Below are 13679 nucleotides of genomic sequence, written 5' to 3' on the forward strand. Positions count from 1 at the left end.
GGGCTTACCCCAGTGCCTCGTTGTGATCGGCCTTTTGTCCTGCGCGGTCGTCAGTCAGAAGGGTTTCTCTTTCGATGCGACTTCGAGAGCCGATGAGGCAGAGAAGTCCGTGGCAATGCGCGTGCCTTGCTGTCCGAGGCGCCCTTCTCGGACGGTCTTGGGAATCGAAGGGCACGAGCGAAGCGCGTCGAACAATGCGCTCCCCGCCGCCTTGTGTGCCTGGCGACCTGCGGAGCATGCGCGACCGAAGAAGGCGGCGCTGGCTTGCGGGCAATTCGACAAGAGGGATGGTCTCCGATGCGGCGATGGCCCCCAGCATCCTCGGCAGACGGGCCAAGACGGGCGGTCGCTCAAAGAGAAGCCCCCGAGCGCATGAGGATGCCCGGTCTTCCTGGGATGGGGAGGGACGCTGCTCCGAGGCAGGGACGACGCGCTGCAATCTTTTGTTGCCAGTGTCGCAGGTTCTGGCCTGTAAAGTGCCCCGTCGTGTCGGTTTGAGGGAGGCAAGGCGCTCGTCCGCGCAGACCAGAGGCTTGCCGGGAGCACCGATTTTGGAGATGGGGCTCCGGCTTGCCCTCATGAGCGCCCCGGAACCTCGTTCGAGCGGTCTCGCACCTTATTTCGTCGAGATGGGCGCACGAAGGGGCTCAGCAGCTCGGCGTCATAAGGGGTTGCACAGCCCGCAGGGGCTGTATCCCTGGTCGATCAGCTCTTCGAGCGTTGCCGACGACTCCTCCCTGTTCTTATCAGCCATATTCTCGAGGGCTCCGCATCCGGGGCGGTGGATCTTCATGGATGATGTGTTGAGGATGTAAGGGCCTCCATCGGACGCCTCCTCCTGATCTTCTCCTTGCGCCCTGCTCGTACCGTCGGAATAGTCTATCTCGACGCCGTCCTGGACGTTCTCCAAGACGGCGCGGAATGAGACGCCCGCGCCTCCGTCCTCGAACGACATGGCCTCGACGACTACCTTGCGGGCCACAAGATCGTTGCCTTCGAACATTGGGATGGCCCGGTAGAGCACGTGTCCGCCCGTGCGGTCTATGTATTCGGCGACCTCGTCCTCCAATGGGATCATGGCTTCGTTCATCTGCCTGGTTCCCGTCACGAGGTTGCGCTCGTTGTCATCCTCGGCGGAAAGCTGCCAAGCGATCAGATGGCAGCGGTTCCAAAGTGCGCCGCCGTTGCCGATGAAGTCGTAGAACGCCTGGTTCCATCCTGACGGGTGAATGTCGGATATATCGCCTCGCTCCTGATCGGGTTTCGGACCGTTTTCAGGACCTAGGCAGGCGAGGGCGGGGCCGCATCGGCCAAGATCGTCGAGCGGCGAATAGTCCTCGAACGCCCCTTGCCGCGCACGAGCGATTTCCTCGCTCGAGAAGGACGGCTCCGACGGTTCCGAGGAAGGCGTTTCTACGGCGACGTCGGGAGGGAGCGGATCGGGGCCCAAACACCCCGGGACGGGAAGGAGCGCGAGGGCAAGTGCGAGGGCAAGCGCCGCCTTCGACGTCAGCGCCCGAATGGCGAGGCGAAGAGGTCTTGCTCGGCGAGACGTCCTTTCTCGTTCCCCACGTCCTTCTACCGCCCCGGCTCTCCCTGCTTCCTTCATGCCCCTCGAGCTCCCTTCGTCTGCTCGACCAGATCGGTCGGTTGCTCCTCGTTCCACATTCTCCCGCTTTTCTCGGCTTGTCGCAACGTGTCGCCGGGCCCATCTTTCCGGACGCGCGCTCGGACGTCGCAAGGTTCTCCGTTGATGATGGGTTCTCTGCGCTAGCGTGAAAGCGCGGAGGCTTTTCTAAGCGGGCGATAGGCGAGCTGGATCGGTGTTCACAGCCGATTGATCGCCGCAGATCGTTTAGCGGTTGGAAAGCATGATGTTTCGAGAGCGTCGGTTTGGCCGGGCAGATAACGGCATGTGGACCGTCCACGTGCTGACCGCCTGGGCAAAGTGCGATGGAAGGTGATGGGTGGAGGATCATGAAGGGGCTGATCTTGATCGGATTCTCCAGGCCGAAGACGCGATGGGGTTGCCGGCTTACGCTGGGCGACATGGCGGAAAAGGGAAGCTTTGGATGGGGCCGATGACAGATCGGCCATTTTGGACGCGCGCGTTTGCAGGAGCGCGCATCGAATACGAAATCGGCGCCATGTCCATCGACAACGAGATCGGGGGCGATTTTCGAAGCCGTGGTGCGCAGCGTGTCATGGGGGATGGCGAAAGGGTCGACCTTGGCCGCGGCGGTAGGTGGTGATCGGTCGGAGCGAGGCGATAAGGCCCGCGTCGGGAGGGCCGCATTTCAAACGCGGGAAAGCGAGCCGGCTTCTCTGATTGCCGTCCCCGCTGCGCGATGGGCCTCGCGTTTGGGCTTTCGACCTCGGTGGTGAAGAGGGCCTTTTCAGCATCGCAAATGACGTTGGAGGGTATGAGCGAGGCGCATGTCGTATGCGTTTCTAACGTAATAACGCGCACTGCGATCAAGTGGGCGTGCTCTACGTGCGGAGCGTCCCCTCATGTGCTCGTTCCGAACGACCAAAGAGGGTCGATGCAAGGCTTGATCGGGTCGGGTGCTTGGTAGCGGTTGCGCTCAAGATACGCTCCGGGCGCGCATGTGCGTATCGGGTAGCCGCGCTATGCGGCTGCCTCGGCGGTCGGCCAGATACGTTTGGGGCGTGCATATGCGTATCGGATGAGCGACTTCGGTATCTCGGATCGGTTCTCCACGGTATAATATGCCTCGATTCGGTTTAAAGCGCGACCATTTCCGATTTGCAAGGAGCGTGACCGTGCAGAACACGAGAGGTTCGCATCTTCGCGTGCCGTTGGCGTCTGGCGCTGCGCCTGTCGCAAGCACCGCAAGGGTCGCGTCCGGTCGCGTGGCCGCAGGTGCGATCAAGAGAGCTTCGGCCCTTCTGCTTGCCGTGACGGCGCTGCTTGCGCTTGCATGCGCGTTTGTGACGGTTTCACCTGATCAAGCCGATGCGAAATCCTACGCCATGTCGAAGGTCGATATCCAGGCGCAGGTGGAAACAGACGGCTCGTTGCATGTGGTCGAGCAGCGTACGTTCGACTTCGACGGCGACTTCACTGCTGTGTGGTGGGCATTCGACGGCTTGCCGTCTAACGCATCTTTGCAGGTCAATGGAGTACGTATCGCGCCAGTTTCAAGCGACGGCACTGTGACGGGCGAGTGGGCGACGCTTGAGGCCGTTCCGTTCGTGTCCGCATGGCGAGACGAAGGTGGCCCTGGCAAGAACGCATACTCGCTCGACAATCCTAAGGACACGGTGTACGTGTTCTTTGACGCTTCCGATGAGCGGATGATGATCGAGCTGGATTACACTTTCATCAACGGCGTGCAAGCGTTCAAAGACGTGGGCGAGGTGTATTGGAAGTACGTGAGCGACCAATGGGCCGAGACGTCCGACAACGTTACGATGACGCTTACGCTTCCCGTTCCGCAGGGTGCCGAGGTGCGCGCGGGCGAGAACGTGCGCGCATGGGGACATGGTCCGATCGATGGCACGTTGACGGTGAACGCTGATGGATCGGTGGTTTACCGCGTCTCGCATGTGTCGTCCGGGCAATACGCCGAGGCGCGGGTGGTCTTTCCGGTGGAGTGGCTCACTAACCTTTCAGGAGACGCGGCGCAAGCCAATCGCGATGTGCTGAGGCTCGACTCGGTAATGGACGAGGAGCGGCGATGGGCCGACGAGGCGAATCTCAATCGCATGCTTTCGTTGGGATTCATCGTCGGCTGTGGGGCGGTGTGCGTTGTGCTGCTGGCGTGGGCGCTGCGTGCGTACTTTAAGTACGGAAAGGAATACACTCCCGATTTCACCGACGAATATTGGCGCGATGTGCCTGATCCGAGCATTCATCCGGCCGTCATCGGGCGTTTGTGGCGGTGGGACCGTGAAAGTCAAGACGACTTCACTGCCACGCTCATGCATCTGTCTCATATCGGGGCCGTGCGTATCGATGCCGGCACTTATCCCGAGCAAGGCGCGCTCGGAACAAAAGAGGTCGCCGACTATTTCATCACCCGTCTGCCTGCTGCCGACGATGTGGAGGATCCCATTGACCGTGCGGCACTCGAGCTGCTGTTCGATCTCGTGGCCGGTGGCGAGGACTCCCTGTGGTTCGGCAGTATCAAAAAGTACGGGAAAGATCATCCACAGGAGTTCCTCGATGCGATGGAGAATTGGCAGGGGCGGCTGTCGTCGGCAACGAACAGAGAGGAATTCTTCGAGGCGAAAGGCAAGCGCTATCAGACCCGTTTGGTGGGGTTGGCGGTTTTGGTGGGAGTTGCGGGCATCGGAGTTGCTTTGATGCAGGAGAACCTCATTCCCGCGCTGTTTATGGTGCCCACGGCCATCGCGCTGGGGGTGATTGGCAACTACCTTTCCCGGCGAAGCGTGCGCGGCAACAATCTCGTTGCGAAGTGCAAGGCATTGCGCAACTGGCTGCGAGATTTTTCGTCGCTCGACGAGCGTCCTCCCACCGATGTGAAGGTGTGGGGCGAGTTCATGGTGTATGCGTACTTGTTCGGCGTTGCTGATCAGGCTATCAAACAGCTTCAGACCACCTTGCCGCAGCTGTTCGAGAACGATGGCTCTCAGGGTGCGACGCTCGTGCCATGGTGGTTCTGGTATGCCAGTGGCCCTACGGGCATAGGGACATCCATGCCATCGGTGAGCGATGCTTTGCAGAACTCCGTCACGGGAACGATGCTCTCTGCGAAGTCAGCTTTGTCGGCTGCCCATGGAGACTTTTCGAGTGGCGGCGGCTTCGGCGGCGGGTTCTCCGGCGGTGGAGGGGGAGGTTTTGGAGGCGGTGGCGGCGCGAGGTAGCGCGCACCGGTTTCGGCGGCGCCTCGGGATGGCCGTGCGCTGGCTTGCTGCTGTGGTCGGTTGAGCGCACGGCGACCTTGGTTTGGCGGGAGGAACGCTCAACCGCCAAGCCGGGGGTCTGTTTGGCGCAGCTCGGGCTTCAGGTTCGAGGCTTTGCGCGGACGGATGCTGCGTATTGCGCCAGGAGGCTTTCGCGGTCCTTGCTTGTTCTGCGGGTCTACGAGTTCGGTTTCACCTGCAGCCTCATGCGGCCATGGTTCGGTGTTGAGCCGCTCTCGGCAGGCGGTTTCGCGAGCATCGCCAGGCGCGCGAGCCTGCGGTTTCGTTTGGGTGCGGCTTTGCGTTGATGTCGGTTTGGCCCGGCGGGATCGTTTCTGATTTTGGCTTCGCGTCGGTTCCGGTATGGCAGGCGATGCGTCTGGCCTGCACTTGTCGTGAGGGTTTGGTTTCGCATGCGGTCTGAAGCGGTTCCGGCTCGGGGCAGGGTGGCGTCGATCCCAGCTCGGCCGGGCGGTTCGCGTGGTCCTGTTGTCGGCGGAGAGTTTCCTCCTATGTTGAGCCACCATCGATATGGCTGCTCCATTGATGCCCCATGCAAAAAGAAGCCTCCCCCTGCGATGCGATTTACGTAAAAGCACCGAGAAAGAGGAAGTCATGGGAAACGCTCTAGAGCATATCGGGCGGCTTTCGCGCGGGGAGAAGGCGGAGCTTCCCGAGGCGCCGAGGGACGCGCGGCCGAGGAGCCGTCGTTCGCCGCCCCGGGCGAGCCGCGCGCCTGCCCGTGGTGCGGGCGCGGAGCCTTCGCGAAACGGGGCCGGGACGCCGACGGCGGGCAAAGGTGTTCGTGCCGCGGATGCGCGCGGACCATCTCGAACTGGCACAGATTGCGTTTTGTGCATAGGTTTTTTCTCGAAATGCGGCATTTTGGTGGGGCTCTGTCGAGAAATCCCAGGTCGTGTAAAGCTGAACGGTGGGCACATGCCGCAAATCCATGCACAAAACGCGATTTGTGCCAGTTTGGACCCCTGCCCATGCCAAACCGGCATCGCCATAGGCCAAGACGATCCGGCGCGCAAAACTCCCTTCGGCGGGCGAACTGCTTTTCGGCCAACGGGGAGACCCTCTTCGCTCAATGGGAAGCCCCGGCCAGCCGCAAGAGGTCCGTATTCGAGTTCTGGCGAACGCTGGTTCGTGCCAACGGCGGTTTGTCATAGAGGGCTTGTGTCTATGCCATTGTGGGGTTGAGGTCAACGACGGAGCGCGTCTGCTTTGACGATGCGACGAATAGTCGCGGAGCATCGGCGCGCCTCTGATTCTCGTTTGCGGCGCTTTATGGGAATGCTGCCCGCAAGACATCCAAATGGCTGCGCGTCCGAGCATCGTCCACCCGACGAGCGCGCGATATTTCGTAAAGGCTGTCTGCTGGTTATGAGCGCTTCTCGCTTTCAACTTCTGTTCGAAGAGAAGCGTGCGTTCGCAGTGCTGGTCTCATTTCAGCGCGCTGCCGTACTCTGTTTCGGCAGCGCGCTGTCTTTCCGGCTGCCCTTTGCTCCTTCACCTCCCTTCCGTCGCTTTCTCCATTCCCCATTCGTTCCCATCTCTCCATTGACTCCCATCCGTCCCGCCGTTTCGTTCGCCCCTCTCCATCTGCCTCACTCCCTCCACCCTCTCCTTTTCCTCCATTTATCCGGTCCTGCCCTTTCATCCATTCCCCTCCATCCGCCCTTGTCCGTTCTTTCTCCATGCAACCGCTTCTTCCCCGTCTCTTCGTACGTTACCGTCCCTCCATCCATTCTCCTCTTCTTCCGAGCTTGGCTGCATGTTTCGTTGACGTTCGAGACAGGGCTGCTGGCAAAGGCGTGTCGAACCGGCAACCTTTCTTGGGGGCTTGGGGATTGGGCTTTTGGAGCGCTGCCATTGGTCGATAAGCCCCATGTTGAAACTTTGCGGTTTTGTGCCTTTCTAGCATAACTGTCGATTCGGCGTGTTTGAGCTTGGCCGTAATGCGAGGGCGTGCAAGCAGGTTGCTTAGAAACGGGTTGACGGCTAGCTCCGACCTTGCATGCGAAGGCCTCGCGTGAAACATGTCGCATGGGATACGCTACCGAGTCACGCTGCTTCTTCGAAAATGGAGGGGACGACGTGCTCGCCAAAGAAGCCCCTTTCTTGAACGAGACCCAAGGTGGGTCTGCGAACCGCCCAACGTCGTTCACTCGTGGCAAGGCGTTCTTTCTGCGAGCTCGCAAATCGGAGCGCCTATGCCGCGTCTTTCTCCAGGCACAGGGGCGCGTTATGCTTGGCGGCGCGGGCGAAGCGAGCCTTGGCGAGGGGCATGGGCAGGTTGGCAAGGGGCTTCATCGAGAGCGCAGAGGTCGAATGTGGCAAGCCTAAAGCCGCCTCCATGTGGTGCGGATATTGCTTGAAAGCCGTCTTTCCGCGAGCGCAGAGGAGTGACGAGCGGAGCGGCTCGTGCAATCGTGGGCGATGCGAATGCGCTTGTAGGATGCAAAGGCGTATGGGAGCAGATCGCGGGGGGGGGTGCGAGGGGCGGGAGGAAGGCAAGTTGGAGCGCAAGATGCGGTGGACGAGCGCACCGCACGAGCGGAGGGAGCGTAAGGGCGTGGTGATAGGGCGGCCCGCAAGCAGCCCGTACGAACAAGGAGGCGCAAAAGAAGAGGGGGCCGATGCGGCGGATGGGCGGAGTGCTCAAGCGGAGGTGCGCGGAGATGCCGTTCAAGATCGGGTCGCCCGAGCGGGAAAGCGCGAAGGGCGGGCTTTCGGAGAAGCGTGCTGAGGGGTCGAAGGAATAACTCAAGAGAAATGGCGCGTGCAAGGTCGCTCTGTGCATGCGAACGAGTGCTAGAGGCGATTGGGAAAGCTGCCGAGAGGTCTGGTTGATGCGGTGCTGCTATAATCGATGGATGCGAGTTGGCCTGCCGTTGCGTGCGGGCAAGAAGCGAGGAGGAATCGTGGCGGAGAAAGACAACATAGTGCTCATTGGCATGCCCGGCGCGGGAAAGTCGACGCTTGGCATCGTGCTTGCGAAGATCATGAACTACGATTTTGTCGACGCCGACTTGGTTATCCAGGGTCAGTGCGACAAGACGCTGCAAAAACTCATCGACGCATGCGGACCTGAAGGCTTCATTGAAGTCGAGAACCAGATCCTCAGCGACATCCGAGCATCGAGGTCCATTATCGCCACAGGCGGTTCTGCCGTGTACTCCGACGAGGCCATGAGGCATTTAACCGAGATCGGCACGGTGGTGTACCTCAAGATATCGTACGAGCAGCTGCTTGGGCGTCTGAGCGATTTTCAGGAGCGCGGCGTGGTGCTCAAGGGCGGCATCGGCATGAGCTTGCGCGAACTGTACGACGAGCGCCTTCCTCTATATGAGCAGTACGCCGAGGTCACCGTGGATGTGGATGACTTATCAATCACCGCTGCCGCCCGCAAAGTGGCCGACGCTCTTGAAAAGGCCCGCTTGTAGGACGCGATGGTATCCTCGCCACGGGAAGCGCATCTTGTCGCGGCGGACTGCGCTCCAAAGAGGGCCGACTGCGTCGATCGCCGTACCAGAGAGGAGTTTCAGGCGGAGTTGGCATTTCGGCGCAAAGGGGCTTGAGGAGGAGCTTCTTGTTGAAAGGCGACGCATGAGAAGGAACGTGAGCCCTTTGGCGCGATGCCCTTCTTCGCGGAGGGATCGCCACGTCGGCAAGACGAGGGGACTGGTTCTGCGGAAGCGGCATCGGACGTTGCGCGAACATGATTGGACGTGGCAGAGCCTTGGGCATGCGGGGCGCTGTTGCAGTCTGCCGTGTTGTGCTTTGGAGCTGCGGTGCAGTGAGCTCCGGCTCGCGTGTCGTTTCGCAGCACGCGAGCCGGTCGGGACGCTCCTTCGCTTCTCTCGCGGTATGCGCGCTAGGCTCGTGCCTCGACGAAAGTGCGGATCGTTCGCACCGCTCCTGCTGCATCGAGGTCGCCAGAATTGAGGCAAAGGTCGTAGTTGCGCGCCTGCCCCCAGTTCTCGTCGGTGAAGTAGCGGTAGTAGTTGGCGCGGTTTTTGTCCACGCGCGCGATGCGCGCCCGAGCTTCGTCCTCCGTCAGGTTGTTGCGCCGCATGACACGTGCCACGCGCGCCTCCAGAGGCGCGCTCACGAACAGGCTCACGAGGCCCGGATGGCCGCTCAGAACATAATCGGCGCAACGGCCGACAATGACGCAAGGCCCTTCGTCGGCGATGGCCTTGAGGATGTCCACCTCGGCCCGATACACGCGCGACGCCACAGGATGCTCGAGATCTGTTCCGCAGAAGAAGCTGTTGGGGCTGAAGAGCAATGGCCTTATGGGCTTCTCGTCGAAGTCCTCCACCACGTCGTTTGAAAGACCGCTCTTCTCGGCGATACGCTGAAGCAGCAGCTTGTCGTAGTATGCGATGCCCAGCTCGCTTGCCAGCCGCTCTCCTATCTCGCGCCCTCCGCTTCCGTATTCTCTGCTGATTGCGAAGACGAGGTGCTGATCCATGCCGATCCTTCCATCGATGTGCCGCCATTGGCATTGTAGCGTTGCAGTGCAACCTGCGTCGTGCGAGTAACGAGTCGGCATGGATATTTCACGTGGAACATATGAACGCGGAAGCGCTCTCGCCTATACTAAGTGTTTTTGCCGACGGAAACGAAACGCGGCGCGGCAAGGCGTTGCAGGAAGGCGGGTGTGCATGTCTGAGGCGACGATCAAGCATGCGGGGGCGCGAAAAAACACCGAGCGGTTGGGAACGGAGCGAATCGGCAAGCTCTTGCTGGAGTTTTCCATTCCGGCCATCGTCAGCATGGTGTTCAACTCGTTGTACAACGTGGTGGACACGGCGTTTTTGGGGCATGCGGTAGGCTCGGCGGGCGTGGCGGTGACCACGCTCGTGTTGCCGGTGATGACCATACTCATGGGCTTTTCCATGCTGGCAGGCCAAGGTGGCAATGCGTTGGCGGCCATCCAGCTGGGCGAGGGGCATCGAGACCGAGTGGAGAAGACGCTTGGCAACGCGGCGACGCTGCTGGTGCTTTTCGCGGTCGCGAGCGCCGTGGTGGGAACCGTCCTCATCGACCCGCTCTTGGCCCTTGTCGCCACTCCTGCCGATTTGTGGGAGCAGACGAAGTCGTTCGTGCAGGTCATTTGCGTGGGTTTCGTATTTCTGTCGCTGGGCATGGGCCTGAACAACTTCCTACGCACTGCTGGCAAGCCGAACCTGGCGCTTGGCACCATGGTGTTCGGAACGCTTATGTGCGTTGCCTTGAACTACCTGTTCGTCATCGTGTTCGGGTGGGGTATCCCGGGCAGCGCATACGCCACCATTCTCGGCCAGGCATGCGGCATGGTGCCGGTTCTCGGATACTTTTTGTTCAGCAAGACCGCGCCGTTCAATCTGAGGCTTTCGTGCTGCAAGCCGGATATCCGCCTGATGGGCAAGATCATGACGCTGGGCATCGCATCGTTCGTGATGCAGGTGGCGGCGACGCTGGTCACGGTGGTATTCAACCAGGTGGTGGGCGTGTACGGCGCGTTGGACGCCATCGGCGTGGAGAGCGCGCTGGCCGCCATCGGCGTGGCGCAGAAAGCCACGCTGTTCGCAATCATGCCGCTCGTCGGCCTGATCATGGGAGCACAGCCCATCATCGGCTACAACTACGGTGCTCGCCTGTGGCAACGCGTGCTGGACACGCTGAAATGGGCGTCGGTGACGGGCGTGGTCATGGGAACGGTGTTCTTCGTGCTGGCCCATGCGATTCCCGGCCCGGTGGTGGCGATGTTCGGGGTGACGGGCGATCTCGAGGCGTTCGCGGTTCTGTCGCTGCAAGTGTACACGATCATGTATCCGCTGGTGGGATTCCAGATCGTCGGATCGAGTTATTTTCAATCGAGCGGGCAGCCTTTCAAAGCGGCTGTTTTGGAGCTGACGCGCCAGGTGCTGTTCCTTATTCCGCTGTATCTGGTGGTGCCGTGGGCTCTGCATGCGTTCGGCGGCTCGTCGGGCCTGATGGGAGTGGTGGTCAGCGTGCCCATCGCCGATGGTCTGTCCGTTGTGGTGACGGCGGCGTTCGTGATTGTCGAAGTGCGCAAGCTGCGTGCCAAGCGCGATGCCGCCGCATGTGCGCAGGTGCAGGCCGGCTCAGCCGCATGCGCGGTGGAAGATGCGGAGGCAAGCGCGCGTGCGAGCTGATGCGAACGCGCGGGATCTGACAGGGTCGAGCAAATGCAATCTGCAACGTAGTCGGGCGCGTGGCGCTTCCGAGCGCCTCCCCGGACGTCTTCTCGAAACTCGTTTCATGTGAAACATTTGTTTCTTTAACGCACTACAGTGTGATAATTGTTTCACGTGAAACATCCGGGGCGGAGTGTTTCACGTGAAGCGTCTGGGGCCGGAGGGCATGTTGCGGCTGAGGACGCCGTTGTAGGGTAGGCGACAGACGGCGGAGCGGCTGGAGCCATTGCTGCGGCAAGCGTGGCGAAATGCTTGACGAGAGGTTGGGCCCGCCGTCGCATCGCGTGCGGCGGAGCAAGCTGCGACGGGTATGAACGCGCGAAAGGGCTCCCTTCGTCGTTCTCGTTGCAGCGTCGGCGGAGCGACGGGCTTTTTCAGGTGCGGCGGGAAAGGCAATGGCAACGGCGAACGGAGGGCGGGATACGGCGGGGCTCGGGGGATGCAGCAGCCGGCGGCGAGCTGCGCATGCGCGCATGAGGCCCGGTTGTTTGGGCGGCTCGCGCGCTTGGGCGCGCAGCTGCTTAGGGGGAGTGAGCGCTTGCGCGTGCGGGCCGCGCAGGAGGGAGGCGCGACCCGCATAACGTGCGCTGTCGGGAGGGCTTATGCCGAGAACGCGGCGGCGTTCTTGCCGGCGATACGCCCGAACGTGTAGATGTCGGACATGGAGCAGGAGCCCAAGCGGTTCGTGCCCATCTTGTGGCCGGCAACCTCGCCGGCAGCGTAGAGGCCGGGGATGGGAGCGCCGGCGTCGTCGAGCACCTGCGCGTCGGTGTTGATGTGCAGGCCGCCCATGGTGTAGTGCACGGCCGGCTTGTAGGCCATCAGGTAGTAGGGGCCGTCCTCGATGGGGTTGAAGTCGCCGCGGAAGTTGAAGTCGGGGTCGTTTCCGTCCTTGCAGTACTGGTTCCACTTCTCGACGGTCTTGGCCAGCTCGGCGGCGTCCACGCCGAAAGGCTCGCACACGGCTTCCAGCGTGTCTCCCTTCACGATGATCTTGCGTGCCTCGAGGTTCTCGTACTCGTCCGCATGGGTTTCCAGCAGGCCTGTCGGGTCGGCATTCTCTTGATTGAACAGCAGGTACGCTTTGCCGTCGGTCTGCTCAACGATGGCGTTGGACAGTACGTCGCGACGATCGAGTTCCTCAACGAAGCGCTTGCCCTCTTTGTTCACCATGATGGCGCGGCTTTCCAAGCGCACGTCGCCCACGTACAGCAGGGCGCCCGTTTCAGGATCGCACACGGGGTAGGTCTGGATGTACTCCATGTCGATGAGGTTTGCCCCGATAGCTTCGCCCATGATGATGCCGTCGCCCGTGGCGCCCACCGAGTCGGTGGACAGGATCGACTCATTCATCGCCGGGTTGTACTTCACGCGCATGTCGATGTTCGATCCGAAGCCGCCGCTGGCCAGCACCACGGCCTTGCAGGCGATGGTGGACTCGGTGCCGGTGATGTTGTTCTTCACCTTCACGCCGGTGATGGCGTCGCCGCTCTTCACCAGCTCCACGGCCGGCGTGTTCTTCGCCAGCGTCAGCGTGTCGATCTCGGCTGCGCGCTTCGTCAGCTTCGTGGTCATCTCGCTGCCGCTATGGGTGATGGGTATGATCGAGCGCTTCGTGTTGTGGCCGCCGAACAGCATAAGGTCGTGTTTCCAAGACACGCCACCCTCAAAGGTGAGCCACTGCGAGCTGTCCAGCGCGCCTTCGGCGATGATCTGCACGAGCGCGGGATCGCCCATGTTGTCGCCGCCGTCCAGCATGTCCTTCGCCAGCGCGTCGGGGCTGTCGGCGATGCCCTCCTGCACCTGGATCCAGTTGCCGGGTGCGGCCATCTCGCCGCCGGACAGCGCGGTGTCGCCGCCGAACACGCCCATCTTCTCAAGCAGCACGACGCTCTTGCCCTCGTTGGCCGCCGTGATGGCCGCCGCGAATCCGGCACCGCCGCCGCCGATGACCACAACGTCGGCAGATTCAGGCAGCTCGGCCTGGGCGGGCACGGCCTTGTCGCGTTTCTTCCAGTCGCCCGATTTCTGGCCGGCCTGGTCGAGGGCGTCGCCCACGGCGCCGATGAACGCCATGCTTGACAGCGTCGCGCCCGATACGGTGTCCACGTTGAGTGTCTGGTTGTCCACGATGAGCTGCGTGAGCTCTTCCATGGCCACATCGCCCATGCCCGGCGTTTCGCGCGAGTTGAGCACGGTGATGCGGTCGAGGTTGCCGTCGGTGACTTGGACGGCGACGTCGAACTGGCCATGCTTGCCCATGCCCGAGCCCACGCCGGCGGAGCTTCCTGCGCCCGAGCCGCCCGACGAGCCCTTCGGGTCGGCCGACCCGCTGGGCGCGCAGCCTGCCAGCGCGAGCGTGCCGCCCAACGCGGCCACGGCGCCACCGGTGATGAACTGCCTGCGAGAAAATCCAGTCATAATAGCCCCTTCCTCATGTTGCTGTGCCTGCTCCCTGTCCAGGCGTCAGCACCAGCCTATCGTTTGGCGGTTCCGCGGCAATTATCCCTCGGGGTTAAATGGATAACCTTATGGCATAACCCTCTTGCGAACTGGGGCGCGTCAGGTAGT

The 13679-nt window shown here is 61.8% G+C and carries 7 protein-coding genes; 4 read left to right on the forward strand and 3 right to left on the reverse strand.

Annotation, left to right across the window (positions count from 1 at the left end):
* Positions 1-661: 661 nt before the first annotated feature.
* On the reverse strand, positions 662-1450 hold the full coding sequence (locus tag B5F40_RS00500; RefSeq protein ID WP_239442821.1) for a DNA/RNA non-specific endonuclease: 789 nt from the start codon (positions 1448-1450) through the stop codon (positions 662-664).
* Between the two features lie 517 nt (positions 1451-1967).
* Between B5F40_RS00500 and B5F40_RS00505 the strand changes: the two genes are divergently transcribed.
* The 3 genes from B5F40_RS00505 to B5F40_RS00515 all read left to right on the forward strand — a co-directional run bounded on the left by B5F40_RS00505 (position 1968) and on the right by B5F40_RS00515 (position 8342).
* Complete coding sequence (locus tag B5F40_RS00505; protein WP_087192419.1) at positions 1968-2252, forward strand: hypothetical protein; 285 nt, start codon at positions 1968-1970, stop codon at positions 2250-2252.
* A 532-nt stretch (positions 2253-2784) separates the two neighbouring features.
* Positions 2785-4851 (forward strand): DUF2207 domain-containing protein, encoded by a 2067-nt coding sequence (locus tag B5F40_RS00510; protein WP_239442822.1) that lies wholly within the window; start codon positions 2785-2787, stop codon positions 4849-4851.
* A 2969-nt stretch (positions 4852-7820) separates the two neighbouring features.
* Entirely contained in the window at positions 7821-8342 is a 522-nt protein-coding gene (locus B5F40_RS00515) for a shikimate kinase (RefSeq protein WP_087192421.1), read from the forward strand.
* A 431-nt stretch (positions 8343-8773) separates the two neighbouring features.
* On the opposite strand, the gene B5F40_RS00520 is transcribed toward B5F40_RS00515, so the two are convergent.
* Positions 8774-9376: a cytidylate kinase-like family protein gene (locus B5F40_RS00520; RefSeq protein ID WP_087192422.1), complete on the reverse strand. Its 603-nt coding sequence runs from the start codon at positions 9374-9376 to the stop codon at positions 8774-8776.
* Positions 9377-9569: 193 nt separating this feature from the next.
* Between B5F40_RS00520 and B5F40_RS00525 the strand changes: the two genes are divergently transcribed.
* Complete coding sequence (locus B5F40_RS00525; RefSeq protein WP_162610828.1) at positions 9570-11066, forward strand: MATE family efflux transporter; 1497 nt, start codon at positions 9570-9572, stop codon at positions 11064-11066.
* A 642-nt stretch (positions 11067-11708) separates the two neighbouring features.
* Here the strand turns inward: B5F40_RS00525 and B5F40_RS00530 are convergent.
* Positions 11709-13529 carry a flavocytochrome c gene (locus tag B5F40_RS00530; RefSeq protein ID WP_087192424.1) on the reverse strand — a complete coding sequence of 607 codons (1821 nt, stop codon included), beginning with the start codon at positions 13527-13529 and terminating at the stop codon, positions 11709-11711.
* Positions 13530-13679 lie beyond the last annotated feature (150 nt).

The organism is Gordonibacter sp. An230 (assembly GCF_002159915.1).
Lineage (GTDB): Bacteria > Actinomycetota > Coriobacteriia > Coriobacteriales > Eggerthellaceae > Rubneribacter.